This is a genomic window from Clostridium fermenticellae (assembly GCF_003600355.1).
GTDB lineage: Bacteria > Bacillota > Clostridia > Clostridiales > Clostridiaceae > Clostridium_AV > Clostridium_AV fermenticellae.
Map to the genome: position 1 here is coordinate 919,305 of NZ_CP032416.1, position 26,650 is coordinate 945,954.

The window sequence follows — 26,650 nt, forward strand, 5'->3', positions numbered from 1 at the left end:
TCTATGAAAGAGGGGATTATACATGAATGTGAATGAACAGGATATTAGAAATGAATTTCAAAGTTTATATTCAAAAACGCAGCCAAAGCCGAATTTATTAAAAAACTGTATTTATGCATTTGTTATAGGTGGACTGATATGTGATATTGGACAATTTTTTAGCAACTGGTTTTTGAGTATGGGATTGTCAAATGAAGATTCAGGAACATATGTGTGTATAGTTATGATATTTCTAGCTGCTTTTTTAACTGGAATAGGTGTGTATGATAAAATAGCTAATTATGCTGGTGCCGGAACAGTTGTACCTATAACAGGATTTGCAAATTCAATAGTTTCTCCGGCGATGGAGTTTAAAAAAGAAGGCTATGTGTTTGGTGTAGCAGCTAAGATGTTTACTATAGCAGGACCAGTACTTGTGTATGGTATAGGTTCATCAGTGCTGGTTGGCATCATTTACTTTATAATAAATAGTTTTTTTTAAAGGAGGTTTAATTTTGAATAAAAGACTTGGAGATCAAACTGTGAGAATTGAAAGTAAACCTAGAATTATATCTACGGCAAGCGTTGTTGGACCTAAGGAGGGTAAAGGAAATTTTAAGGACTATTTTGATGTCATTTTAAAAAATGATCATAAGGAAAATGAAAGTTTTGAAAAAGCTGAAACAAATATACTGTCAACAGCTATATCTGAGAGTATAAAAAGGGCAAATTTAACTGAAGAAAAAATTGGATACATATTTGCAGGAGATCTTTTGAATCAACTGTCAGCATCCAGTTTCGCAGTTAGAGGAATGAATGTTCCCTTTATAGGATTATACGGTGCATGCTCAACAATGACTGAATCATTAAGCATAGCATCAATGATAATGGATGGAGAATTTGCAAATTATGTTATAGCCGCAACCTCATCACATTTTGCTGCTTCTGAAAGACAATTTAGATTTCCATTAGAATTTGGAACGCAGAGAGCTCTTACATCCCAATGGACAGTAACTGGTGCAGGAGCAATGGTTCTTGGAAAAACTGGGAATTTTCCATATGTAACGTATGTCACTACTGGAAAGATAAAGGATTATGGAGTTACAGATTCTAATGATATGGGATCTGCTATGGCACCAGCTGCTGCGGCAACTATTTATCAGCATTTTAAAGATACAGGACGCAGCCCGAGTTATTATGATTTAATAGCTACAGGTGATCTTGGAAAATATGGTAAGGAAATAACTGAAAAACTAGTAAAGAAATATGGATATGATATATCTTCCAATTATATGGATTGTGGTCAGGAAATATTTGATAAAAGTCAGGATGATACAAATGCTGGTGGAAGTGGATGTGGATGTTCTGCTGTAGTTTATTGTGGATATATATATAAAAATATGATGAACAAGAAGTTTAAGAAAGTATTGCTCATTTCAACAGGTGCTCTTTTAAGTACTACATCCTCACTTCAAGGAGAAAGTATTCCTGGTATAGCTCATGCTGTGTCAATTGAATATGGAGATTAGGAGGTATAATTCATATGAAAAGTTATTTAATGGCATTTATAGTTGGAGGAATTATATGTGTAATCGGTCAAATTCTTATGGATAAGACAAAATTAACACCCGCAAGAATACTTGTTGCATTTGTTACAGCAGGAGTATTTTTAGGGGCGTTAAATATATACGATTTTGTGATAAAATATGGTAGAGCAGGAGCTACTGTGCCTTTACCTGGTTTTGGAAATATCCTTGCAAAGGCTGCCATAAAAGAGGTAGATGCTAAAGGATTAATAGGTGCTTTTACTGGTGGAATAAAAGGCACAGCCGGTGGTGTAAGTGCTGCAATAATATTTGGATATATAACAGCATTGATATTTAATCCAAAGACAAAAGATTAATATCAAAATAATTGGGATTATCACGTTTAAATAAATGTGATAATCCCAATTATTTAGTTGCTATCTGAATTTACTTTTTGATTGTCTGTGTTGTTATCGTCCAAATTGATATCAGTATTATTACTATTTTTTTGTGTTTTATCATCAGGAATATTATTATTATTGTTATTATTATTATTGTTATTATTATTCCTACCATTAGAAGCATTATTGTTATTATTCCGATTAGATTTCTTTAATCCAGAGTTATTAAAAAATGAGTTTATTTTATTTGATAGATGGGCGTTATTACAATAAGTAGTGGGTTGAGTTCCATCTATAAATAGTTCGTTATAAACAGTGCTTTTATCTGGATCACTATAGCATATTGAAGTTGCAAGTTTACCGGAAAGCTGACATATTGGTTCTGTTACGATGCTGTCTGGTATATCAATATCCTTGTTTGGTAAATTTTGATGTATAGGTTTCATTATAGCTGCCCATAAAGAGGCTGATGAATTACTGTTAAGTCCTGTGATTATGGAATTATCATCATTACCTATCCACACAGCGGCAGAATAATAAGGGGTAAGTCCACAAAACCATAAGTCTTTTGAATCAGTAGAAGTACCAGTTTTACCTCTAATCGGCATATCTCCAAAATTGGCATTGGGTCCTGTACCTTGATCACTTACTGGACCTTTTAATAAATCATACATTATGTATGCACTTTGTGCTGACATAATTTTTTTTGTAGTAGTGTTATTTTGCAAAATTACCTTTCCAGATCTATCAACGACTTTGGTGTAGAGTTTAGGAGAGGTATATGTACCATAGTTTCCAAAAACTCCATAAGCAGCTGCCATAGTAAGAGTGTTTGAACCATGGTGTAACTGTCCCAAAGATAATGCAGATATACTTGTTTTATCATGTTCATCTAATGTCAAGCCAAATTTTTGAGCATAGTCTATTCCAGTTGAAAGACCAATTTTATCTTCAATCTTTACTGAAGCTAAGTTACTTGAATGTTCTAATGCGGTCCTTAAGGTTATATCACCCATGTAGTTTGAGTAGTCATTATGTGGAGTGTATGATGTACCATCAGAACTATATTTTTGGGATAAATCATTGCTAAGTGGAGAATCATCAATAATTGAAGCTGCTGTATATTCTTTTGAAGCAATCGCAGGTGAATATACAGTTAACGGTTTTATACTTGAACCCGTAGGCCGCAAAAAACTATTAGAAGCAGCTCTATTGTAAGATCTTGCTGGTTGATCTCCTCGTCCACCAACAATACATTTAATCTCTCCAGTGCGATAATCCATTATAACTGCGGAAGCTTGCGGTTGTTCTATATTGTTGGATGAATTATTGCCTAATATAGTTGTCGTATTTAGCACCTGTTGAGTACTATTTTGAATTGATTTATCCATCGTTGTATATATTTTTAGACCTCCATACATTAACATGTGCTCTGCTTGATTTTCACTATAATGATATTGACTTTCCAGCGCTTTTTTCACTTGATCTATGGCTGGAAGTGTAAAATATTCATAATTGAGTTTTCCACTGTTTGAGTTCTGAGGCTCAAATACCAATTTGTTATTTGCGAGGTCTGTTAGAGCATTGTTATAGACATCAGAAGTTATGTATCCATTCTCATACATTTTTTTTAGTACAGTCTTAGTTCTGTTTAAATAAAGTGAAGGGTTTTTTTTTGCTGCATCTGAAAAAGGATAATATACAGATGGACTTTGAGGTATTCCAGCTATAAATGCACATTCAATTAAATTTAGATCTTTTGCATCTTTATTAAAATATTGCTCTGAAGCAGCTTCAGCTCCCAATGCTTTTCCACCAAGATATATTGTATTTATATATGCTTGTAGAATTTGGTCTTTTGATAGATATTTTTCAAGCTTTACAGCAAGATAGATTTCTTGAATTTTTCTTTTAAATGAAACTTCTGAAGATAACATTGTGTTCCTCACTAGCTGTTGGGTTATAGTAGAAGCACCCTGTATACCAGGTTGTCTTGTTATTTTATTTTTTATATCTATAAGTGCGACACCCAATATTCTTTTTACATCTATGCCTTTATGTTTATAAAATCTTTCATCTTCTATACTTATGAATGCATTTCTTAGATTTTGCGGCATATCTTTATAAGAGATAACCTTTCTTTGTTGACTTGTAACTACAACATCCATGAGTTGATTTTGATTGTCATATAAAACAGAAGATTCATCCAATGTTAAAAGTTGGTTGACATTTAAAGCAGGAGCATTTTTTATTATTGCGAAAACTACTCCTGTACATGTTACTGCTCCTAATATAATTAAAGTTAAAATAGTAATAAGCGTTATTTTTAAAGCCTTAGAATGAGGTTTGGCTTTAGTTCTTTTACGCTTCTTGCTCATAATTGTCCTCCTTGTTTATGTAAAATAATTGATTTAAATAATTATATCACAAAATAAAGTATTAATGAAATGAATGTTAACCCTGTGGTAAAAGGAAGTGAGCACAATAAGAAATTTCAGTATAAATAAGAAAATAAAAGTGTATTTTATTATAGTATTAATAATTTTTATTATAGTTACTAATATATATGTGGTCAATTTTCTTATAAGTCCAGCTATTATTACTGCATCTGAAGCAGAGATTAGAGCACAGGTTACTGAAATAATAAATTCAGTTATATTAAAGGAATATACTAAAGAATTTAATTACGACAGCATTATACATACTGAAAAGGATAGGGATGGAAATATAGTTATGATGAAGGCAGATACTTTAAGGATGAATAAGATAGCATGTGATGTAGCTATTAAATCACAAAAAGAACTAAAAAATGTGGGAGAAGATGGGGTGAAAATTCCATTAGGATATGTACTAAAAAATAATCTCTTTGCATTTTTTGGACCTAATATAACGGTGAAGATGCAGCCGGTTGGATATATAGAAACAAAATATATTTCAAATTTTGAGAGTGCAGGAATAAATCAAACCAGGCATAAAATATATGTAGAGGTTAGTACAAATATGAAAATTATAGTACCACTTAAAAGTGAAAATATAAGTATTAAAAATGAAGTCCCTATTTCTGAAACTATAATAGTCGGAAAGGTACCACAAACTGCTTTAAACTTAGGATTAGATGGAAGCGGTTTTAAACTCCAGAATCAAAAATAATTATAGTACTTATAGGGTTTGTAACTGAAAGCTTAACTTATGCTCCGGCCGGGATTTCCAAAATACGTCACGTAAAAAATTTTAGAAATCCCGGTCTGCACATAAGTTAAGCTTCTATTTGTAAATCCTATGATTTATAATTTTTAATTATATTGTTATTTATCTTCAAAGTTGAATACATAAGGTATATTTCTATAATAATCCCCGTAGTTTAATCCGTATCCGGCTACAAATACATCTGGAATTTCAAAACAGAAAAAATCAGGTTTTATATCTGTTTTTCTCCTAGTAGGCTTATCTAATAATGTACAGCATTTTACACTATTTGCTCCTAATGCTTTTACGTGGTTTACTACAAAATCCATAGTTATTCCTGTATCTATAATATCATCTACGATAAGCACATCTAATCCTTTGATATTATCAGGTATGTCGTTTACTACTCTTACATTTCCAGAAGATATTTCAGAATTGCCATAACTCGAAGTTGTCATAAATCCTATTTTTAAGGGTAAATCTATTGCCCTTACTAAATCCGCGGTAAATATAAAACTGCCCCTTAGTAGTGATAAAACATATAAATTTTTACCTTTATATTCTTTGGATATAAGCTTTCCAGTTTCAGAAATTCTATTTGATATTTCTTCTTTTGATATTAATGCTTTTTTTATTTTATCTTCCATGTGTGATCCTCCAAATTAATTTTTAAATCGAAAGTCCTCTATTTATATTAATTATATTAACAAGATTTTAACGGGCTTTCAATACCTTCATAAATATATGACTATAATTCTTAATCTCACATGAAAGTGATATTGTAGGAATAAAAAGATTTCAAATTTTTTAAATATTAACAATAATTTAAAAAAGTAGTATAATAATATTAAATAATATATTTCCTAAATTATTTCAAACTAATAGACACCTTTAGTAGGTTATATAATCTTTTTAAATTTAAATTATGGGAGGTGCTGTAAATGTCAAAGATGGTATCTTTAAATACAAAAACAGTGCATCAGAAAGATTTAAAAGGGTCTGTTGAAGTAATTGATAAAAAAAAGGATGAGGAAAGTTTCGAAGAAAACAAAGTGGAAACGTTTTCTATAGTTGCTCTTTCAATAATTGTCATGGGAATATTTATTATTCTGTTAAGTTAGTTTAAATTTTTGTATCAGGGGGATTTCGGAACCTCCTGATGCTTTTATGGGCAAATTACTGCAGCATTTACTTTATTATTAGTTTAAGTTAAAATAATGTTTTGTAGATATACTTTGCAGTTAAAGTTATATTATGTATATTTTATTGAGGTGAATAATTATGATATATGGAAATACAGATGGTATTAGAAATTCTATTTTGGGAAAACTTGATGAAATTTATGAGATAAAGATGCCCAAAGACAGTATATGCAGCAATGACCTTATAGACATGTTAAGTGAAATTACTACACATTTAAATAGAGAAATAAGTGTTGCTATAAATCGGAAGGGAAATGTTATAAGTGTGGCGGTAGGAGACAGTAGTACTGTTGAAATGCCAGAAGTTTATATAAAGCAGAAAAAATTATCCGGTATAAGGATAATACATACGCACCCAAATGGAAATTGTAACTTATCAGCAATAGATCTTTCGGCTCTTTTAAAGCTAAAATTGGATTGTATTGCTGCCCTTGGTGTAAATGAAAGTGAATGTAAGGGTATAATGATCGGTTTTTGTTCTATTCAAGATGGGCTTTTAAATGCTAAAATTACAAGACCGCTTAATATTCAGGATGGTTTGAATTATAACATACTTAAATCTATAAAGGATATTGAGGAATTGATGAAAGATAATGATATTGTTTATGATGATTCTGAAAGAGCGATATTAGTAGGAATTGAAAGTCAGGAAAGTATAGATGAACTAGCAGAACTTGCAGAGGCTTGTAATGTAAAGGTAGTCTACAAGGTATTTCAAAAAAAGGCTGTAATAGATAATGTTTTTTATGTTGGAAAAGGAAAAGTTAATGAAATAGCACTTCTTAGGCAATCGCAGAATTCAAATATAATCATTTTTGATGACGAACTTTCTGCATCTCAGGTTAGAAATTTGGAGGAAAGTATTGGAGCAAAGGTCATTGATAGGACTACACTGATACTTGAAATTTTTGCACGAAGGGCTAAGAGCAGGGAAGCCAAGATACAGGTTGAACTTGCACAGCTTAAGTATAGGCTTCCAAGATTAAGTGGTCTTGGAATAATATTGTCTAGAACAGGTGGAGGTATTGGCACACGAGGCCCCGGAGAGAAAAAGCTGGAGGTAGATAAAAGGCATATAAAAGAAAAGATATATGATTTGAATAGAGAACTTAAAAAAATAAAACAGGTTAGAAGTACTCAGAGAAATAAAAGAAATGAGCTTTTAAAAATATCTTTGGTTGGATATACGAATGCAGGTAAATCTACTTTAAGAAATAAATTGTGTGATGTTGCATCAGCAAATGAAGGAATACAAAAAAATAAGGTATTTGAAGCAGATATGTTGTTTGCAACTCTTGATACTACGACTAGAGCTATAGCACTTCCAGATATGAGAATGGCAGCTGTTACAGATACAGTAGGATTTATAAGAAAACTTCCACATGATCTTGTGGAGGCTTTTAAGTCAACTCTTGAGGAGGTTATTTATTCAGATTTACTTTTACATGTTGTAGATTGTTCGTCGGAATATGCATATGAACAGATAAATGTGGTAAATGGTATATTCAAGGAACTTGGAGTAGAAGATAAACCTGCCTTACTTGTATTAAATAAGAAAGATAAAGCATCTTCTGAAAAAATAAATAGCATTTTAGATAATAATAAGGATATTGCCTCAGTTTGTATATCAGCAAAAACGGGTGAAAATATAGCGCTTTTATTAAAACAGATTTTAAAAACACTTCCATCTAAACTGAGAAGTGTAGAATATTTGATACCATATTCTGAACAGTCTGTAGTTGCATTTCTTCATAGAAATTCAAAGATTAAAAGTGAAGAGTATGTAGAAAATGGAACACATATAAGGGTGGTAGTTGATGATGAGATATATAACAAGTGCCAAAAGTATCTTTTAAGTAATATAAAGTGAATTTATGTAAGTTAATGATTAATAGTTTTATTACAGGTGAGGAAAAATACCTGGTTTATTGTAATTTTATTCAATTATGTTATATAATATAAAAAATCACACAATTAATAAAAATATTAGTTTTATTATCAGCTTAAAAAAGGGGGCAATAATATTATGGAAAAGACTATTTTGCAATACCAAAAAGCCTTTAATGGAATAGTGGATAGAATGAGGTCAAATGAATCAGTTCTCGCAGTTATGGTTTTTGGAAGTATGGTAACAGGTGATCTGTGGGATGAATCTGATATTGATTTATTCGTTATATTAGATAAAAGTTACTCTGATGTTCAAAATATTTATACAGAAGAGAAAAGTATACCTGTACATATAAAGCTTATGGGCAAAAATAAATTTGTGAGATTTCAAGAAGAAGACCTTAAGGGAAGCTTTATGCATAGAATATTTGCTTCTTCAAGGTTGGTATTTTCCAAAGATATAGAAATTACAACAAGATATGATAATGGAAGGTACTACCCGGATTTAGACAGAGAAAGATGGAATATGGTGTATTTGGGGAAACTGTTAAAAAATATAGGTATTTGTAAGAAATATTTATATAATGATGGTATATATACTGCATATACAGCGGCTGTTAAGTGCGCTGAGGAATATTCTAAGTTGTATGTTAATTTTTCTGGTTATATGATAAGCAAAGATGCAATGACGATGGCGATGAATTTGAATGATAATTTTAGAAAATGTGTAGATAAATTATTTTTTAATAAAGATGATATAAAAGAAGTAATAACAGATGTACTTAAGTATTTCCAATCAAATATTGATAGTTCAATAAGGAATTTAGTTAATGTACTTATTAATTATATGAGAGAAAAAGATTGCTTTTTAAGTTCTGAAGATATAAAAGAAGATAAATTATTTAATAATTATGATATAAATATGGAAGAAATATTAAACAAACTTTGGCAGAAAAATATTATAAAAAAGGATAGCAGAGATCTGAAAACTGAAAATGGTATGTTGGTTTTTAAAGAAAATGTTTACTTTATATAAAATTCATCGTTCAAATGAAGCTTTAGCAAATTTAAATTCGCTAAAGCTTTATTTGATAGTATAATTATTTATGTAAGTAAAAAATTGAATTTAGGAGAGGCATTCTTATATGGATAAATATTTTTTAAAATTTTCACATGGTATCCCAAAGTATGTTGCGATTTCAAACCATATAAAAAGACTTATAGATAATAATGAGATAAAGGATGGTGAAAAATTGCCTCCGATCAGAAAACTTGCAGAATTTTTGGAGGTTAATAATATTACAATTGTACACACATATAATGTGCTTAAAGATGAAGGTTATGCAGTGCAAAAAATAGGAAGTGGAACTTATGCAAAAAGAAAGGATTCATTTAAAAGTTTTAGGAGAGAATATTCTAACACAATAAAAAAGGTTTCGAGTGGAGACTTTAAAAAATACATTGATTTCACGGGTGAAAGCCCCTGCAGTGATTTTTTCCCGGTAAATTCATTTAAAGACGTATTAAATGAGGTGCTTGATAGAGATGGAGTTGATGCTTTGAGTTATCAAGAGGCACTTGGATATGCCGGACTTAGAAAAAGTATAAGTAAAGTATTTTGGAATGATGAAGTCGATATAGATGACATTTTAATAATATCCGGAGCACAACAGGGTATTGATATAATAAGCAAGGCTTTAATTAATACAAATGATAGTGTATTAGTCGAGATGCCGACATACAGTGGGGCACTTTCAGTTTTTAAATGGAGAAGAGCCAATATATGTGAAATTCCAGTTGGATTTCAAGGAATAAATATAAATAAATTTGAAAAGATACTCAGAAAAAATAATATAAAATGTTTTTATACTATGAGTTATTTTCAAAATCCTACAGGAATAAGCTACAGCAGGCAAAAAAAAGAACAAATATTAAGGCTTGCCGATATATATGATTTTTATATAATAGAGGATGATTATCTATCAGAACTTATATATGATAAGAATATAGAATATGCGACATTTAAAAGTCTTGATAGAAATGACAGAGTTATATATATAAAGAGTTTTTCTAAAATTTTTCTTCCAGGAATAAGAATAGGATATTTAATACCACCCAAAAAATTTAAAGAGAGTATTCAAAACTCTAAAGTAAATACTGATATTTCAACTTCAAGTCTTATGCAAAGAGCTTTAGATTTATATATAACTAAGGGACTTTGGAAGGAATATATAGATAAATTGAATAAAATATATTCAAAGAAGTATTTATTTATGAAGGAAGTTTTAACGAAATATTTATATGATAAAGTTTCTTTTATAGTTCCTGGTGGTGGACTGCATTTTTATGTAAAAATAAATGATAGGTTTAATATTAATTCAATACAACTTTTTAGAAGAGCAAAGAATAAAAATGTTTTGATTATGCCTGGAACTATATTTTATAAGGAATCAGTAAATGGATTAAAGTACTTTAAGCTTGGTTTTTCACAAATAGATAAAAAGAATATAGAAAATGGAATAAAAATTATTGGGAATTTAATTGAAAACTATAGGGTTTGTAAATGAAAGCTTAACTTATGCTCCGGCCGGGATTTCCAAAATACGTCACGTAAAAAATTTCTAGTAAGTGTAAGTTTGCGTTCATAAAAATCTAAGCAGATTTTATAAACTCGCAGGCTCAAACATATAAAATCCACTAAGATTTTTAAGAATGCTTCACTAACACTTACTACAAAATTTTTTAATGTGCCTAAATTTTAGAAATCCCGGCCTGCGCATAAGTTAAGCTTGGAATTACAAACCCTATAAATTTTATTTTGGTGGTGAGAAATATTTGAAAAAAGTGGGTATGGTAGATATAGATTGGAGTAAAATAGATGATTATGATGATGACGATATAACATATTTTATGTTTCTGGAAGGCAAAAAGGTGAATACACTTTGCAAAATTAGAAATTTATCTGAAGATACTATTAAGAGACACATACTTAATGGAAAGATAAAATACGGCATTTTAGCAAAAAGCAATGATGTACATAAATTATTTGAGATTATGATGACTACACCTAAACAAGATAAAATTGACACCTTGAAAGGTCTTAAATGTGAGGATAAAAATGAATTAATAGAATTTATAAGAAATAGTTATGCGGATATGAGTACAAAGGCCAAAGAAATAGCTGTATGGATACTTGGAGAAATAGGTAATAAAGATGTAGTTGACATACTTTCAAAGGCTTCTGTAAATAATCACGTAAATGTTAGAAGAATGTCGATATCCGCTTTGGGGAAAATAGGCGATATTAAATCCGAGGATATTTTAATAAGAGCACTTGATGATTCAAATTCGCAAGTGATAATGTATGCAGTAAAGGCTCTTTTGAAAATTAAAAGTTTGAAGGCAGCAGACAAAATAAAAGAAATTTATAATAGTACAGATAAAGAATATTTGAAACTTTCAGCTCAGAGGTATTTGGAAAGCGATCTTGAGGATAAGAGGTGATTTTATGGCATATTTCACGATAAAAGATGAAAAAAGTGCACAGTTTGAAGAAAAAAAGTCAGTATTTATAGGTAGTGTAAAAAGAGTTTCAAATGAAGAAGGTGCCAAAAAATTTATATATGAGATAAAAAGTAAAAACAAAGAAGCAAGGCATAATGTATATGCTTATATCATAGGAGAAAATTTAGGGATACAGAGATATAGTGATGATGGTGAACCTCAAGGAACAGGAGGAATTCCGGTTTTGGACGTTATAAAGAAGAATAGTATAACTGATACTGTAATTGTTGTCACAAGGTATTTTGGTGGCATACTCCTTGGAAAAGGTGGACTTGTTAGAGCTTATTCAAAAGCTGCAGCAATGGCTGTGAAGGAAGGTGGTATAGTAGAAAAAGTAAGAGGGAGTGTATTAAATATAACTATCAATTATGATATGATCGACAAAATAAAGTATTTATTTGAAAAAAAATTATGGACTATAGAAAATATGGATTATAAAGATAAGGTTAAAGCTACAATATACGTTGAGACAGATAATATAGATAATGTCAAAAATGCAGTTGTTGAAACTACAAACGGAAAATGTGATATTGAGATTCAAGATGAAGAGTATTATTTCAAAATGGAAAATAGATTATTTAAAACTGTTAATTTATACTGACTCAGGGTTTACTTCCAATTAGTTTGTATTTATCATGATTTGTATGATATAATGTTTTAGGTATTTTTGCATGACCTAAAATTACAAATTACATTAAATATTTATGTGAAAAAGTTTGTTTAATACAAATAATATGAACTTTTAAGATTTAATATAATATATAACAACACGTTAGGGGGAATAAACATGTCAGGACATTCAAAATGGCATAATATACAAGCTAAAAAAGGGAAAAATGATGCTAAAAGAGGAAAGATATTTACTAAACTTGGCAAAGAATTGGCAATTGCAGCTAAGGCTGGTGGCTCAAATGTTGAGTCAAACAGCAAATTAAGGGATGTTATAGCAAAAGCCAAAGCCAATAATATGCCTCAGGACACTATAACCAGGGCAATAAAAAAAGGCGCAGGTGAAATGGATGGTGTAAACTATGAAGAGATAGTTTATGAAGGATATGGACCTTGTGGAGTTGCCTTTGTAGTAAATGCTTTAACTGATAACAAAAATAGAACAGCAAGCAGTGTTAGAACTGCATTTTCAAGACATGGCGGAAATCTTGGAGCTAATGGGTGCGTAGGCTGGATGTTTCAGCAAAAAGGTCAAATAGTTATAGAGAAAAAAGATGAAATGGATGAAGATGAAATAATGATGGAAGCTTTAGATGCTGGTGCCGAAGATTTTCAATCGTTAGAAGAAGTATTCGAAATAATAACCATACCTCAGGATTTTTCTTCAGTCAGAGAAAATCTGGAGGAAAAGGGGTATGAATTTATATCTGCTCAGGTAACAATGATTCCGGATAATACGGTTTCTGTAAATATGGAAGATGCTGCAAAGGTACAAAGACTTATAGATAAACTTGAAGATGATGATGATGTTCAGGATGTTTACCACAATGCTGAATTTCCTGATGAATTTGAAGAATAAAGGGTTGGCAGGCATTTTACATATAGCAAAAACTTGAATGTTTATTAATTATGGTTTTTGTATTATGATAAATATTATAAAATTATTATCGTGAATTATGATAAACAAAACACTCTTTGTATAACAAAAAAATATACAGGGAGTGTTTTTTATGTTGTTAAGTGATATTTTAAAAGAATTTTTATTTGAAATTAAAATTAAAAATTATAGTGTTAAAACACAAAAAGGATATAGGAATAATAATGCTTTATTTCATAATTGACTAAAAAATAAATATAACATTATTGAATTAGAAGAAGTAACGCATTTGCACATAAAGCAATACATAGTATATCTACAGAAAAAAGGTAGAAAACCTACTTATATAAATGGAATACTTAAAAATATACGTGCATTTTTTAAATATGCTACAGATGAAGAATACTTAAATGTTAATCCAGCATTAAAAGTTAATTGGCAAAAGGAAGGTAAAGTTGTAATTAATGCTTTTAATAGTAACGAAATAAATAGAATGTTAAATGTGTTTAATTATAGTGATTTTTTAAATGCAAGAAATAAAACTATAATAGCCACGTTTGCTGATACTGGTATTAGAAACCAAGAATTATGTGATTTAAAGATTACAGATGTTAGAGAAACTATTATAAGAATATTAGGTAAAGGTAACAAAGAAAGATATGTACCAATATCTCCTGTACTTAAGAAGATGATGATAAAATATGAAAGAATTAAGAATTTTTATTTTGAAGATAAAAATTTAAATTATGATAATTATTTTCTTTCCAATAGAGCAAAACCTTTAACAGTTGAAGCGGTAGAAAGAATTATTAAAATTGCTGGAGAAAAAGCAAACGTCAGAAAAGAGATAAGATGTTCTCCTCATACAATACGTCATTATTTTGCCCAAACTCAACTAAGAAATGGATTAGACGTTTATTCCCTAAGCCGCCTCCTCGGTCATGAAAATATTTCTATAACAAAAAGATATTTACAATCAATTAAGGACAAAGACATTATTCAAATGAGCATAAAAACATCACCTCTCATGAATCTAAAATCTAATAGAAGGGGTGATAAATAATGTTAAAAGAAAAAATTTTTAGTATGATAAATGAATTGTGTGATAGTACACAAAAAATTATTTTCCAAAAACATAAAATTACCTCTGAATTTTTAGAAATGTATATAGTTATTACTAAATTGCCAAGCGTTAATATACCTCGATTTAGGGTATATAAAGGATTGCAATATGAGAGCAGTATATCAGTAGAATATTTTACAATAGAAGAAGATATGTTTGAAGCTATGGTAGGGAAGGTAGAATATAATGACTAATTATACGGTTATTGATAATCCTACTATTACCTCCAGCATCTCGGATAACAGTTTTAGAATTTATAATTTTCTTTTATCTCTATGCTACGGAAACAAAGATTGTTGTTATCCTTCACAACAATATATCGCTGGAAAACTCCATAAGAGCGTCAGGACTGTTCAAAGAGGGCTGAATGAATTAGTTAAAGCTAAATTTATAAAAGTGCGTAGACGTGGCTCTATTAGCAATATATATACTATGCTGAAAAAAGAAGTGTCCACTAAGGTGGAAGGTGTAGTAAATAAGGTAAAAAAAACTATTGAAAAAGTTAAGAATTACCCTGTTAAAAAACCAAGTTTATTTAATAACTACCCTCAAAGACAATATAATTTTAATGAATTAGAAAATCAATTGTTAGGTAATAACAATTATGATTCTAGTAAATTGATAGAATAAAAAGCAAAGTAAAAGACCCTTAAATATACAACGTATTTAAAGGTCAAATAAAAATTATATGGAATTTGTTAATTATCTATATTATATACCAAAATTTTAAAAATTTAAAGATTTGGTTTTATTAAGTTTGTGTCAAGTTAAAGTGGGCAATTTTATTTTTTAAAATTTCCATTGTAAATTCAGTTGATATTTTTCTTCCCGTATGGCCCCGTCCACAGCCCGGAAGGGCGCACTTATCCTGTTAACTTTTTATCCCGAGTTTTTAAATTATCTATAAACCAGTTCACTGAGATTTCTTTCCTGAAAAAAGCTCTGTATCGCTTTTCTGCCATTGGTTACGGCGCAGCCTGTAAATGGTATCCCTGCTTTATGTATATGGTAATACCTGCTCTTCTTAGGTTTCTTGTTAACATCAGCTGCCGTTAATGTTATAACCTCTTTTATTTTCTCCAGTTTATCATCTGAAATAGAACCTGAACATATCTCATCGATTGTTTGGTATATTCTTTTACCAGCTTTTTCTGCCAGTATTTTTGCCAGATTATTTGCACCCTTTATAGACCAGCTCATTTTTCTCCCTTTCATCCTCTGGGCCAGTATGTCACAAATATTATGCTCCATTGTGCCTAAATTCCTATATTCCAGTCCTTCAGGTGCCTCCGGCATCTTTATCTCTTCTCTTAAGTGATATGGCACTAATCCTGCCTTATTTTCAAAGAGATATGTATACAGTTTTTCTAATTTCTTAAACTTTTTTTCGTTATTAGTATACTTAACCATAAGACCTGTTAAGTATTCAAAACTCTTATCTATTTTTCCGTCATGCAGCATTTTCATGAGTTTATATGCTTCCTTTTTATCCTCCATATTTCTCAGTACTGCCTGACTTTTATGGAATGGATCTAACTGAAAATATACGCCTTCTCCACCCATGCTCTGTTTTATCCATGGGGCACCATCCCCATTCAAAATTCTTACTTCTATTTCATCTGTGTTATATACTTCTGCAATGGCGGCATCACTAAGTTCCTTGAATTTTTTACTTGTTCCAAAGCTGGCGCATGCTGTTTTATTATGAACTACATAGCCGTCTTTTCTGCCACCTCTCTTTTTCCAGCCCTCATAAGTTACTCCCAGCTTAAGTTCTTTCTTTTTAGACTTCCTTCCTTTAGGTTTATCTTTCCCCTGAATGCTTAACCAGATGCCGTCCATCTCCTGAAATAAGGCCTTAACTTCCCTTGAGCCCTTTAATTTTCCCATTTTATTCAGCAGTATCTTCCTCTCTTCCTTTTCTTCTATTTTAGAACCTAATTTTTGTACTACATTCCATACTGCCGTATGGCTGATTTCCTGGTTTGCCAGTTCTTTAATATTATTTGAAGTGTTCCTATAAGACACATTGGTTACATTGTCTACTATTTTTTCTACTAAAGTGCTTGAAATATGGCCTATTGTATCCATTTTTAAGTATTCATCCAGTAAGAATTTATATGCCTTTTTCCCTTGATCAGTTTTGTATTCATATATACGTCTGTCAAATTCTACATCTCCCATAATAGTTTTTATACACGTATGCCTTAATCCTTTATTTCTATATATTTCGGCATCTCTTTCATCCATTAACCTCCGGTCCAGGTGCGAAAGCACCTCTCTTAGAATTTCACATGCTGTATCACACGCATATTTATATATTTTTTTCTCTAAACTATTGAAAGTTATTTCATTATCATTTAAACTTAAAGTATCGTTTAAATTGTACATAATCTCACCCATTTCTATATAGTCTTATCAACTTATATTATAATGGATTTTTATGTACATGGGAGATACTTTTTGTATCTCCTTTATTATTTTAACCAGTAATTATTACTACCTTTGCCTACTAAAATTATACTCTAAGGAGAAAACGGACAATTTAAAATCTTCTTATGAAAATTTAACACAGGCCATGAAAGATAATTCTAATGAAGAAATCAAATCGGCATCAGCTTCATTGATGGCACAGAAAAAGAAAATAAATGATCTAGTTGCTCAACAAGCAAAAGCTAAAAAGACATTAGATGATGCAGCAAATAAATATGATAAAAGTCCAACAAATGGAAATGAAGCTAATTTAATAAAGGCACAAGCAAAATATGATTCTATTACTAAAAGTTTAAAAGAAGAAAAGAAAGCTATGGATGATGCTGGTGTGTCAGCCGACACTTTAGCAAATTCTCAAAATGAAATAAGTAATATTAATATGTTAAAGAGTGTCCAAGATGAAACTAAAGCAAAAGAAGATAAAAATAATAAAACTCTTCAAGAAATACAAGAATATCAGCAACTTAGTGAGGTAGAAAATAAGAATTCTACTCAAAAGGAAAGAATGACACAATTATCTGAAGATTTAGCAAATAGTATACAGGGATTAACAATTTCAAAAAATAAGTATGGGAATGTAACAATTACAAATGCCGGGTTATTAAATAAAAATGCTGAGATGTTGAAAACAGAAAATAAAGAAATGCAAACAAATGCTAAAACTGCAATGGAAGCAGCAAAGAAAAAAATGACGTGGCAAGAAAATGACACTACATATACCTATGAGCAAATTGAAGCTAGAGTTAAGATGTATCAGGAAGAAGAAAGAAAATTAAAACAGGAATACGAAAATACTACCAATGAAGATGATAAAAGAGATATAGCACGCCATCATCAAGCGGTTGGATTTGCTGAAGCAAGGGATAATGATACTATAGCTATATTGGATAACATATATAATTCTACAACGAAAGTAACTGATGCTACCAAAGGAAATGCAGATGAAAATAATAATGATTATACACCTTCTGAAGAAAATGCTACCTCTGCAACTAAGGAAAATACAGCAGCACAAAAACAAGCTACTCAAGCAGTAAAGGAAGCAACTAATGCAATGAAAGATTATGATAATCAGATAAAAGAAGTAGAAAATTCCGTAAAGGATTATGACTATGAGCTAACCACTCTAAATGACCATAGTGAAAAGTATATTCAAACCCTGGAAAAGAAAAGGGAGTTATTACAACAAGAATTAGCATTAACACAACAAGCATCTGCTGCTGGAAAAGATTATGCTAATAATTTAAGTAGTATGTCAGGTGGGTACTCAGGCAATGTTACATCTGGTGGTACAAAATGGACAGGGAAATATTCAGATTGGATAAATGATGCAGCTACAAAAAATGGATTTGATCCTACTTTAATTGCTTCCATAATAGAAATAGAAAGCGGATTTAATCCTAATGCATATAATAGGAGTTCTGGAGCTACAGGATTAGGACAATTTTTAGCAAGTACAGCCAGAGAAGTAGGATTGTCAAATAGGGCTAATCCAGAAGCATCTATTTATGCGTTGGCCTCTTATTTAAGAACTAGAGTTAATCAGGCAGGAAGTTTAAAAGGCGGAATTAAAGGATATGGTGAAGGCACAGAAGCTTATTATAACAGAGTTATGTCAACATATAGTAAATTAAAAAATGGAGATAATACTGATGATAGTACGGCAAGTGTAGGTAGTACATATGAATCTGGCGCTGAAAGTATTTTATCTCAGGCAGAAAATTTACAAGGCAATATTGACAGTTTAAAAGAGCAAATTGATCAAATTACGGAACAGGAAATAAAAGCCAAGGAGGGTGAATTTGATGATCAAATTACCGAATGGCAAAAGAAAATAAGTATAGCTAAAACAGAATCTGAAATGTATAATGATGGGGCTGAAGAAAAAGTTAAATTATTAAAAACTGAATGGCAGAATATAAATGATGAATATGGTGTTATGGAACAAAAAAGACAATATTTATATAATGCTATTACTAAAGGTGGCTATAATGAACATATTCTTGAATTTTTGAATAAAGATATGGCTGAATTAATGGATACGGAAAAGCAAACTATTCAAAATTTACATTCGATATTTGATGAATGGATTAAAGCAGAGTATCAATCAAGAATTCAAATTTATCAGGATGAATATGATAAATTAAACAAACAAATAGATTTACTTGATACAAAAGATAAAAATAATTATAAAGATAAATTAGATTTAACTGAAAAAGAATTAATACAGCAACAAAATATTTTAGCTGGTGAAGAAGATGAATTTAATGTTGTAACAGAATTATTAAATAAAGAAAAAAATGATACTACAAAGCAAGTATGGAACTCAGAAATAAGAACAATAAATGATAGCATAGCGGAAACTAAAAAGACCATTGCAACTCTGCGAGTGAATATTGATGAACTTGATTTAGAAAATAAATTAAAAAATTATGTAGATGATATAAAAAATATAAATGATGAACTTGATATATTGAATGGTAAAACTGATTCTTCAAGAACAAATGGTGAGACCATTGAAGACTTTGATAAAAAATTGAATTATTATAATCAAATTGATAATGATTTACAGAAACAGAATGAAGCATATAAAGATCAAATTAGTTTATGGAAAGATTTACGCAATGAATTTGAACAGGGTTCTGAAGTATGGACTGAATATAATGACAAAATTAACGATGCTTTACAAAAACAATCTGAATTGAAGAAAGATAGAATTGACAATGCTAAGAAATCAGAAGAATTGGCTGAGAATCAAGTTTTAAATATAGCACAACAATCTATTTATGGTGGTAAAACTCAGCAGGAATTTGAAGATGATGCTAAAGCTAAAGAAAATGCTATTGATGCTCAATTAAAGTTAATGGATAAGCAAGAACAAAATCTTGAGGAACAGGAAACTAGGAATAAAAATTTATTAGATCTTGAAGAAGCTAGAAAGAAATTACAGGAAGACCAAGAAAATAGAACTGTTCAGCAGTTAACTAAAAATAAAAATGGTGAATGGCAGTTTACATATGTTGCAAACCAAGAGTTGGTTGACCAAGATGAAAAAGATCTACGTGATAAACAAATATCTGACAATGATTGGGAAAGACAGAATAAACAAAGTCATGATAGAGATACTTTAAATGACGAAAAGGAAAAACTTGAAGAAGAAGTATCAATGAGACAGGAAACAATGGAACGTATTAAAACAAATATAGAAAATGTGTTTAATGACCAGAGAGAATTATTTAAGAATGGTCAAACTGATATTGCTACAATTGTTGAAAATAGTTTAAATCAAATATCTAATCTATATAACAAGACATTTCCTGATATTACTAATGTTATAACAGAAAATGTTGAAAAACAAATAGCTGAAATGAATAAATTAAATCCTACTTTTAGTGATGCACAAAATAGTATTACAGGTATTACGAATCCAGAAAAACCAACAGTTACACAACATATTGTATATGGTTCAGATGCAGATCTTGAAAATGCTAAAGCTATGTTAGGTACAAATGGTTATACATATAAAGATATTAGTATTATGACAGATGAACAGCGTAAAGCAATTAAATTAAGTGATAATGATTTAATTGTTGGTGGTGCAGGTGTTACATATGGAGTTACAGAAAATCAAAATGATGGTACTGGTACTAGGTTATGGGGTCAAGATAGGAATGAAACTAATCAAAAAATAGCTAAATGGTCAGAAAAACAAGGAGCCAAACATTTTATTTATGCAGCAGGGCAGGATATGCTAAATGCTAAAGCAACTTATGGTGATGCTTATACATATATATCTACAGATGGATGGACAGAAAGGGATTGGGAGAATTTACATACCAAATCAGGTGATATAGTAATAGGTACACAAGCAAATACACAAGGATTAGCATTAAATGGTGCTACTAGATTAGCAGGAGCAGATAGAAGTGCAACAGCAGAACAAGTTGAAAATAATGCCTTAGATAGAGAGATTAGTACTAAAAGGAATGTGTATGCTAGCGGTCAGGATTTAGAAAATGCTAAAAAAACATTGGATAGTACGTATTATAACTTGATTGATATAGCATCTAAGGAATTTGATCCAACTAAAGTTCAAATGAAGTCAAGTGACTGGATTTTAGGTGGTGAAGCAGTTACAACGCAAATTAATACTTTAGTTAATCAGTCTCAAGCAAGAAGAATTTATGGTCAAACGGCAAGTGATACAAATAAAGCATTACAACAGGCAAGGAATGAAGATTTAGAAAATGTTAAAAAATACAATCAAAATATGGAGAAAAATGTACAGCAAAGTACACAAAAACAAAAAGTATTAATTCAAGATGCTCAAACAAAAGAAAGCTATAGTATAGAGGTTGGTGCAAATACTAATTTAGATACAGTTATTGCAAGTATGAATAATATTTGTGACGTAACTAACCTTGGTATGAATAGAGTTGTTGTCACAGTTAATAACCATGTGCAAGAAGCTATAGAATCATTCAATAAATTATTAGAAGCGGCAGCAGAAGCAGGGGTACAAGTGGATTCCTATAATCCAACACACATAAGTAATGTAGATACAAGGCCAATAGAATATGCTACAGGTTCAGACGCGGCAATACTTCAAGTTCAATATGGTGACACTATAAGAATTTTATCTGGTACTGGTTTTAGTGGTAGAGCTGGTTCAAGCAGATACGATACTAATAGATTATATCAAGAGGACTTGGCTAGAAAAGGATATTTCCCTATTCATGACGCAGGTGATTTATATAAGTATAAAGATGGTGGATTAGTAAATTACACAGGATTAGCACAGGTTGATGGTAGTCCAAGTAAACCAGAGAGCTTTTTAAATCCAGGGGATACTAAAAATATAGCTGAAGCATCAAAATTTGCTAAAGCAATGAGTGATATAGGTATAGATAAAATACCAGAAATAAGTGTTGATTTAAAAAATAATATTATGTCTTTGCTGCCAACATTTAAAAATAATATGCCTGAAGTAAATAGTCAAAGTAATAATCAACCAACAGTAGTACACGTAACTAATTCATTTGATAAAATTGAATTACCAGGCGTTATTGATGGAGAAAGCTTTATAAGAGAATTAAATAATAGTCCTGTTAGACAATTTATGTCTAGTTTTAGATTTGGATATTAATAAATATAATATCAATAATTATATGATGCATAAGAAGAGATTGCAATATATCTCTTCTTTATTTTGTAGAAAAAATTTTAATAAGAAAGAGGTAATTATATGAAAAAAGCTGTAAATGATGATATAAAAAAATTAATAAAATCGAATGTTAATAAGATATGCTATTTTGTTAAGTGGTATGTTGATTCAGATCGTAGTGAAAAAAGTTATAATAGTGAAATAAAAAGTATGACACAAGTAGAATATGAAACTGCTATGAATGATTGGATAGAAAGGGAAGATGTACAGGAAGCAATAAAAGCATATTTAAATCAAGTAAAAAATTTAAAAATGTTTGATATTTATAATTCAATGTATGATAAAGCAGTAAAAAAAGGTGATGTAAATTCTGCTAAATGGTGTGAACAATTTTTTAAATATTTTAGAAACATGGTGCTTTCAGATATAAAATTAAGTATATATTATTTGATAAATTAAAGATATATATAATCTTGGTAATTAGGTGTAATTTTATATTAATAACAAATTTAATATTCAAAATAAATTATAGGCTTTAATTATTAAATTTTAGGAGGTAATTAGAGTGTCAAAAACATATATAGAGGCAATACAAGAAAAATTAAATAATGCTAAGTGTATAAAAATTAAAAATAGAAAAATAACAAAAAATGATATATTAAATTTAGATAATAATGAAATAATATGCATTCAACATCCAAGGAATTTTGATATATTAGTTAGACGAGAATATCGTATTATAAATATAATAAATAATCTTGTATTAAGATTCTCTGATAAAAATGAATATATAGTAAAAGATACTAGAAAAAAATATAAAATAGTGATGACTGCTGAGGATTGCGCTGATTATATAAATAAATTGTTAAATTATAATGGCATAAATTAATTATAATATAAAAGTAATCATGCGGGGAAGATGCTATTTATGAGTAATGATAATGCAATGAGTTTTGGCAAAAGAATGGAACATTATATTATTGGCAAAATGTTAAAATATGGACTAGATTGTTATATACCTATAGTGAATGATCATGATACAGATGTAATTGTTAGAAAAGGTTGTGATACTTTTTGTGAAATACAAATAAAATCACGTTCAAAGATGTGAAATTTGGAGATGCTGCTTTATTTGCAAATACAATAGTTCCTCAAAGAAAAAATTATTTCTTTATATTTTATTCAGAAAGATTAGAAACAGTATGGATAATGTCTTCTGAAGAATATATAAATAATTGTACTGTTAATAAAAATGGAAAAAATAAAGGAAAAACTAGTATTAAATTTAATGGTAAAAGAAAAAATGAACAAACTGGTAAGGAGGAAGAATATGCTTTGCCAAGGTTTGAACAATATATTGTAAAGGATTTTTCAAAATTTAATTAAAAAGGTAATTATAGAAAATTAAATTGAATTGATACATATATATCAAAAAAAATCACATGTACTCACACCGCAGAGTGATTTTTTTGTGGATACGATTACATTTGACTAAAAAGTAGCTGTAGCCGTTGATATAACTAAGCTCACTCGATACACACTTTTTAGTGACTATCGGTGCTTATCGAGGAAGTGTAGTCATATCAATGGTTGCAGAGATTTAAAAACTTATTATAGAAGGTAATTTGTAGAAAAAGCTTCACACCATTTAAATTAATATGAATAGGTTAATAAAAGTAGTTATTTGTTTCTTTAGATTTTTTTAAAATTTACTTATAGTAAGTTTTATTTATACCCTTAGATCAAATTTTATAAAAAGTAAACATTTCATTGTTTTTACTGTTTATAATTGCAGGTATTTTAGTATACCCATGTTCTATCATCTTTTGAATTTCTTCCAAATTTTCAAAATATGGATTATTAACTTCAATAGCATATTTTCCAATTTCTAATTCTACTCCAAATAGTTCAAAACTTTCTTTTTCCGCTGATATTAGTGATAATTTACATTCCTTATTCCCCATTTGGATATATTTATAAATATCACACGATTCATTAAAATCTAGTGTAACTTTTAAATTGTTACAGGCAACTTTACGATTTTTTATAAACATAACAGCTCTTTCAATTTTATCATTATCTTCTTTAGTAATTTTATCAGGAAATTTAAAGTTCACTTTGTAATAATTTTGAATATCAAATAAATTGTTACAAAGATTGTTCAACCATTTTATATGTTTTTTAGATTCTTCTTTAATTTGTTGTGGAATACTCGGAATAGTAAATATTACATTGCTAGAACAGGTATTATATACCAATAGTTCTTCATCATCATTTATCCAATTATTTAGTATTGATAAGAGTTTTTTTCCTTCAATAATATTAGTTAGTTTACCATATTCAAAATTGAAGTTCATTTCTTCTTTTAAAAGATCTAAATCTAAACGTAATCTTAATGACGTATGAATAAACTCAACAATAACCTTATTATTTAATTTATATAATTCGGCTCTTACATTTTCCAATATATTTCCACTCTTACTTGAAACTAAATTTGTATCAATTTTTTCGTTTGGTGTAGTTTTAATCTCAAGTTGAATTTTAGACCAATCATCAACCAAAGGTATATTTATTCCTTTTAGTTCTTGTTTTAAATTTAATAAACTACCTTCTGGAAGAATAACAGTTCCAACTTTTTTACCAGATATAATCTTATAAAAATTTTCTTTTATTGATTTATCAAGATCAGTTCTTAATTTTAAACTTCCTGTAAAGAGCAAATTATCAGTAGCTTTTATTGAGGATATTTTTATAGAGTCATCTACTTTAAAATTTACACTAATACTTTTTTCTCGTAATATTTTTTGTGCAGTAGTTATGCCAATTGTTCCATTTTTACAATCTAGTAATATATTTTTATCAATTTCACTCTTAATGTTAGAAAATAATTCTTCAGCAGTCATGTCTATATATTGTATATGTTTTTTAGTTAAATTTTTTTGCTTATATAGAGGTAATTTTGGAGATACAAAAAAGCTTTCACAATGAAAATCTCCTAACTTATCAATTATTTGATTAAAGATTACTTCTATATTTTGATCTTCAAGAGAATATCCTACAAATAATATAGTATTTTGTGCAATGATAGCTCTTACAATATCCCATAATGGTTCTAATTGTTTTGATTGAAAAAAATTATTATAATCAGACCTTGTTAACATTACTGACTGTGGAAATGAAAAATCTCCATGTATTTTGTATAACTTTACTTTATTACGATTTTTTGCAAAAGGAATATTCTGATTATGAATTACTACCTCACAATTATTTCCATAAGCTTGTTCAAATAATCTATCATAATTAGTTGTAATTATAGTTCGAATTTGAGGTATTTTTGTAACCATTTCATGTATATGGATATCTTTATATTCCTTTACAACTTGTTCCATAACTATTTGAAATAATTCATTCTTAGATCCATTTCTCATTTGCACAAATTCTTCAGCTACATCTTGTAATAAAGCTTTTTTGTTGTTCAAAATATCTTTTTCATCTTCTTCTGCATTACCGATAATTTTTTCTGCTAATTTACCACCAGATGGAACACCTGCATAAATAGACATACCTGCTCCTGCCCAAAGAACAACTTCTTCATTTCTTATTTTCTTTATTAATCTTAATAATGATGCTTCCATTTATACCTCCAATATTGTTATACAATAATTAGTTTTAATATTACTAATGCCTTTTGTTTTTGTAAGAATCGCATTCATAAATTCTAATCTACTAATCATTAATCAATTAATATTTTAACATAATATATTCATAATGTGTTAAATTGTACAAAAGTAGAAATTTCTTCTATTCAAAAATAACTTTTTTACAGTTTGAAAGGAAAAAACAATTGTTTACTTGAAGTATACTCTAAATAAATAAGCAAAATATATTTAAAAGTGTTTATATAGAATTGCTTTAATAATTTATAAACATTTGTTTACTATAGCTATTGACTTAAAACAAACAAATTGATATAATATAGATAAGAAGTTAAGGAAAGGAAGCAATAATATGAATATAGCTTATGTAAGAGTAAGTACAGTTGAGCAGAATGAGGAAAGGCAGATTGAAGCATTAAAAAAACGTGATATTGATAAATGGTTTACTGAAAAGGTGAGTGCCAAAAATACAAATAGACCAGAGTTAAAATCAATGATAGATTTTGCACGTGAAGGCGATACAATATATATTCATAGTTTAGATAGATTGGCAAGAAGTACAAAGGACTTATTAAACATAGTAGAAGAACTCCAAGCAAAAGGAATACATTTAGTAAGCAATAAGGAGAATATAGATACATCTACAGCAACAGGAAAATTAATGTTAACTATGATAGGAGCAATAGCAGAATTTGAACGTGCTAACTTATTAGAAAGACAAAGAGAAGGTATAGCAATAGCAAAGGCACAAGGAAAATTTAAAGGTAGAAAAAAAATAGAGTATCCAAGCAATTGGAAAGAAGTTTATACAAAGTGGAAGAATAGAGAGTTAAAAGGCAATGAAGCTATGGAACAGTTGGGACTTAAAAGAAATACATTTTATAAGTTAGTCAAAGAGTATGAGAAGGTAAGGAAATAATACC

24 protein-coding genes are annotated in these 26,650 nt (G+C 29.4%); 20 read left to right on the forward strand and 4 right to left on the reverse strand.

What is annotated here, in order from left to right; genetic code table 11:
- Positions 1-22: 22 nt before the first annotated feature.
- The 3 genes from spoVAC to spoVAE are packed head-to-tail and all read left to right on the forward strand — an operon-like array spanning position 23 to position 1,882.
- Positions 23-481 carry a stage V sporulation protein AC gene (gene spoVAC / locus D4Z93_RS04490; RefSeq protein WP_119970756.1) on the forward strand — a complete coding sequence of 153 codons (459 nt, stop codon included), beginning with the start codon at positions 23-25 and terminating at the stop codon, positions 479-481.
- Positions 482-494: 13 nt separating this feature from the next.
- The gene (gene spoVAD, locus D4Z93_RS04495) at positions 495-1,508 is read left to right on the forward strand and encodes a stage V sporulation protein AD (RefSeq protein ID WP_119970758.1); all 1,014 of its coding nucleotides are present in this window, start codon (positions 495-497) and stop codon (positions 1,506-1,508) included.
- 14 nt (positions 1,509-1,522) lie between these two features.
- Positions 1,523-1,882, forward strand: a complete 360-nt coding sequence (spoVAE, locus tag D4Z93_RS04500) for a stage V sporulation protein AE (RefSeq protein ID WP_119970760.1) — start codon at positions 1,523-1,525, stop codon at positions 1,880-1,882.
- Between the two features lie 53 nt (positions 1,883-1,935).
- On the opposite strand, the gene D4Z93_RS04505 is transcribed toward spoVAE, so the two are convergent.
- A complete protein-coding gene (locus D4Z93_RS04505; protein WP_119970762.1) occupies positions 1,936-4,284 on the reverse strand; it encodes a transglycosylase domain-containing protein in 2,349 nt (782 codons plus the stop codon).
- A 97-nt stretch (positions 4,285-4,381) separates the two neighbouring features.
- Between D4Z93_RS04505 and yunB the strand changes: the two genes are divergently transcribed.
- Positions 4,382-5,056 carry a sporulation protein YunB gene (yunB, locus tag D4Z93_RS04510; protein WP_119970763.1) on the forward strand — a complete coding sequence of 225 codons (675 nt, stop codon included), beginning with the start codon at positions 4,382-4,384 and terminating at the stop codon, positions 5,054-5,056.
- 155 nt (positions 5,057-5,211) lie between these two features.
- On the opposite strand, the gene hpt is transcribed toward yunB, so the two are convergent.
- Positions 5,212-5,739: a hypoxanthine phosphoribosyltransferase gene (hpt, locus tag D4Z93_RS04515; protein ID WP_119970765.1), complete on the reverse strand. Its 528-nt coding sequence runs from the start codon at positions 5,737-5,739 to the stop codon at positions 5,212-5,214.
- Between the two features lie 294 nt (positions 5,740-6,033).
- Here hpt and D4Z93_RS04520 point away from each other — a divergent pair, with 294 nt between their 5' ends.
- The 10 genes from D4Z93_RS04520 to D4Z93_RS04565 all read left to right on the forward strand — a co-directional run bounded on the left by D4Z93_RS04520 (position 6,034) and on the right by D4Z93_RS04565 (position 15,044).
- Positions 6,034-6,213: a hypothetical protein gene (locus D4Z93_RS04520; RefSeq protein WP_119970767.1), complete on the forward strand. Its 180-nt coding sequence runs from the start codon at positions 6,034-6,036 to the stop codon at positions 6,211-6,213.
- Between the two features lie 160 nt (positions 6,214-6,373).
- Complete coding sequence (hflX, locus tag D4Z93_RS04525) at positions 6,374-8,164, forward strand: GTPase HflX (protein WP_119970768.1); 1,791 nt, start codon at positions 6,374-6,376, stop codon at positions 8,162-8,164.
- Positions 8,165-8,320: 156 nt separating this feature from the next.
- Positions 8,321-9,217: a nucleotidyltransferase domain-containing protein gene (locus tag D4Z93_RS04530; RefSeq protein WP_119970770.1), complete on the forward strand. Its 897-nt coding sequence runs from the start codon at positions 8,321-8,323 to the stop codon at positions 9,215-9,217.
- A 109-nt stretch (positions 9,218-9,326) separates the two neighbouring features.
- Complete coding sequence (gene pdxR, locus D4Z93_RS04535) at positions 9,327-10,748, forward strand: MocR-like pyridoxine biosynthesis transcription factor PdxR (RefSeq protein ID WP_119970772.1); 1,422 nt, start codon at positions 9,327-9,329, stop codon at positions 10,746-10,748.
- 283 nt (positions 10,749-11,031) lie between these two features.
- The gene (locus D4Z93_RS04540) at positions 11,032-11,685 is read left to right on the forward strand and encodes a HEAT repeat domain-containing protein (RefSeq protein WP_119974229.1); all 654 of its coding nucleotides are present in this window, start codon (positions 11,032-11,034) and stop codon (positions 11,683-11,685) included.
- A 4-nt stretch (positions 11,686-11,689) separates the two neighbouring features.
- Positions 11,690-12,346: a YigZ family protein gene (locus tag D4Z93_RS04545; protein WP_119970774.1), complete on the forward strand. Its 657-nt coding sequence runs from the start codon at positions 11,690-11,692 to the stop codon at positions 12,344-12,346.
- Between the two features lie 186 nt (positions 12,347-12,532).
- Positions 12,533-13,273, forward strand: a complete 741-nt coding sequence (locus tag D4Z93_RS04550; RefSeq protein WP_119970775.1) for a YebC/PmpR family DNA-binding transcriptional regulator — start codon at positions 12,533-12,535, stop codon at positions 13,271-13,273.
- 283 nt (positions 13,274-13,556) lie between these two features.
- Positions 13,557-14,354: a tyrosine-type recombinase/integrase gene (locus D4Z93_RS04555; RefSeq protein WP_279220971.1), complete on the forward strand. Its 798-nt coding sequence runs from the start codon at positions 13,557-13,559 to the stop codon at positions 14,352-14,354.
- Entirely contained in the window at positions 14,354-14,608 is a 255-nt protein-coding gene (locus D4Z93_RS04560) for a hypothetical protein (RefSeq protein WP_119970777.1), read from the forward strand. The genes D4Z93_RS04555 and D4Z93_RS04560 overlap by 1 nt, the downstream gene beginning before the upstream one ends.
- Positions 14,601-15,044 (forward strand): helix-turn-helix domain-containing protein, encoded by a 444-nt coding sequence (locus D4Z93_RS04565; RefSeq protein WP_119970778.1) that lies wholly within the window; start codon positions 14,601-14,603, stop codon positions 15,042-15,044. The genes D4Z93_RS04560 and D4Z93_RS04565 overlap by 8 nt, the downstream gene beginning before the upstream one ends.
- Before the next feature lie 267 nt (positions 15,045-15,311).
- On the opposite strand, the gene D4Z93_RS04570 is transcribed toward D4Z93_RS04565, so the two are convergent.
- Positions 15,312-16,805, reverse strand: coding sequence for an ISLre2 family transposase (locus tag D4Z93_RS04570; RefSeq protein WP_119970197.1), 1,494 nt, complete (start codon positions 16,803-16,805; stop codon positions 15,312-15,314).
- 58 nt (positions 16,806-16,863) lie between these two features.
- Here D4Z93_RS04570 and D4Z93_RS04575 point away from each other — a divergent pair, with 58 nt between their 5' ends.
- The 5 genes from D4Z93_RS04575 to D4Z93_RS13310 all read left to right on the forward strand — a co-directional run bounded on the left by D4Z93_RS04575 (position 16,864) and on the right by D4Z93_RS13310 (position 23,457).
- The gene (locus D4Z93_RS04575) at positions 16,864-22,053 is read left to right on the forward strand and encodes a transglycosylase SLT domain-containing protein (RefSeq protein WP_162920255.1); all 5,190 of its coding nucleotides are present in this window, start codon (positions 16,864-16,866) and stop codon (positions 22,051-22,053) included.
- Positions 22,054-22,152: 99 nt separating this feature from the next.
- On the forward strand, positions 22,153-22,530 hold the full coding sequence (locus D4Z93_RS04580; protein WP_119970782.1) for a hypothetical protein: 378 nt from the start codon (positions 22,153-22,155) through the stop codon (positions 22,528-22,530).
- Between the two features lie 106 nt (positions 22,531-22,636).
- A complete protein-coding gene (locus D4Z93_RS04585) occupies positions 22,637-22,960 on the forward strand; it encodes a hypothetical protein (RefSeq protein WP_119970784.1) in 324 nt (107 codons plus the stop codon).
- A 39-nt stretch (positions 22,961-22,999) separates the two neighbouring features.
- The gene (locus D4Z93_RS13305; RefSeq protein WP_199798410.1) at positions 23,000-23,182 is read left to right on the forward strand and encodes a hypothetical protein; all 183 of its coding nucleotides are present in this window, start codon (positions 23,000-23,002) and stop codon (positions 23,180-23,182) included.
- Positions 23,179-23,457, forward strand: coding sequence for a hypothetical protein (locus D4Z93_RS13310; RefSeq protein ID WP_199798411.1), 279 nt, complete (start codon positions 23,179-23,181; stop codon positions 23,455-23,457). The genes D4Z93_RS13305 and D4Z93_RS13310 overlap by 4 nt, the downstream gene beginning before the upstream one ends.
- A 356-nt stretch (positions 23,458-23,813) precedes the next feature.
- On the opposite strand, the gene D4Z93_RS04595 is transcribed toward D4Z93_RS13310, so the two are convergent.
- On the reverse strand, positions 23,814-25,706 hold the full coding sequence (locus D4Z93_RS04595; RefSeq protein ID WP_119970786.1) for an SIR2 family NAD-dependent protein deacylase: 1,893 nt from the start codon (positions 25,704-25,706) through the stop codon (positions 23,814-23,816).
- A 373-nt stretch (positions 25,707-26,079) separates the two neighbouring features.
- On the opposite strand from D4Z93_RS04595, the gene D4Z93_RS04600 reads away from it, so the two are divergent.
- Positions 26,080-26,646, forward strand: coding sequence for a recombinase family protein (locus D4Z93_RS04600; RefSeq protein ID WP_119970788.1), 567 nt, complete (start codon positions 26,080-26,082; stop codon positions 26,644-26,646).
- Positions 26,647-26,650: the final 4 nt, after the last annotated feature.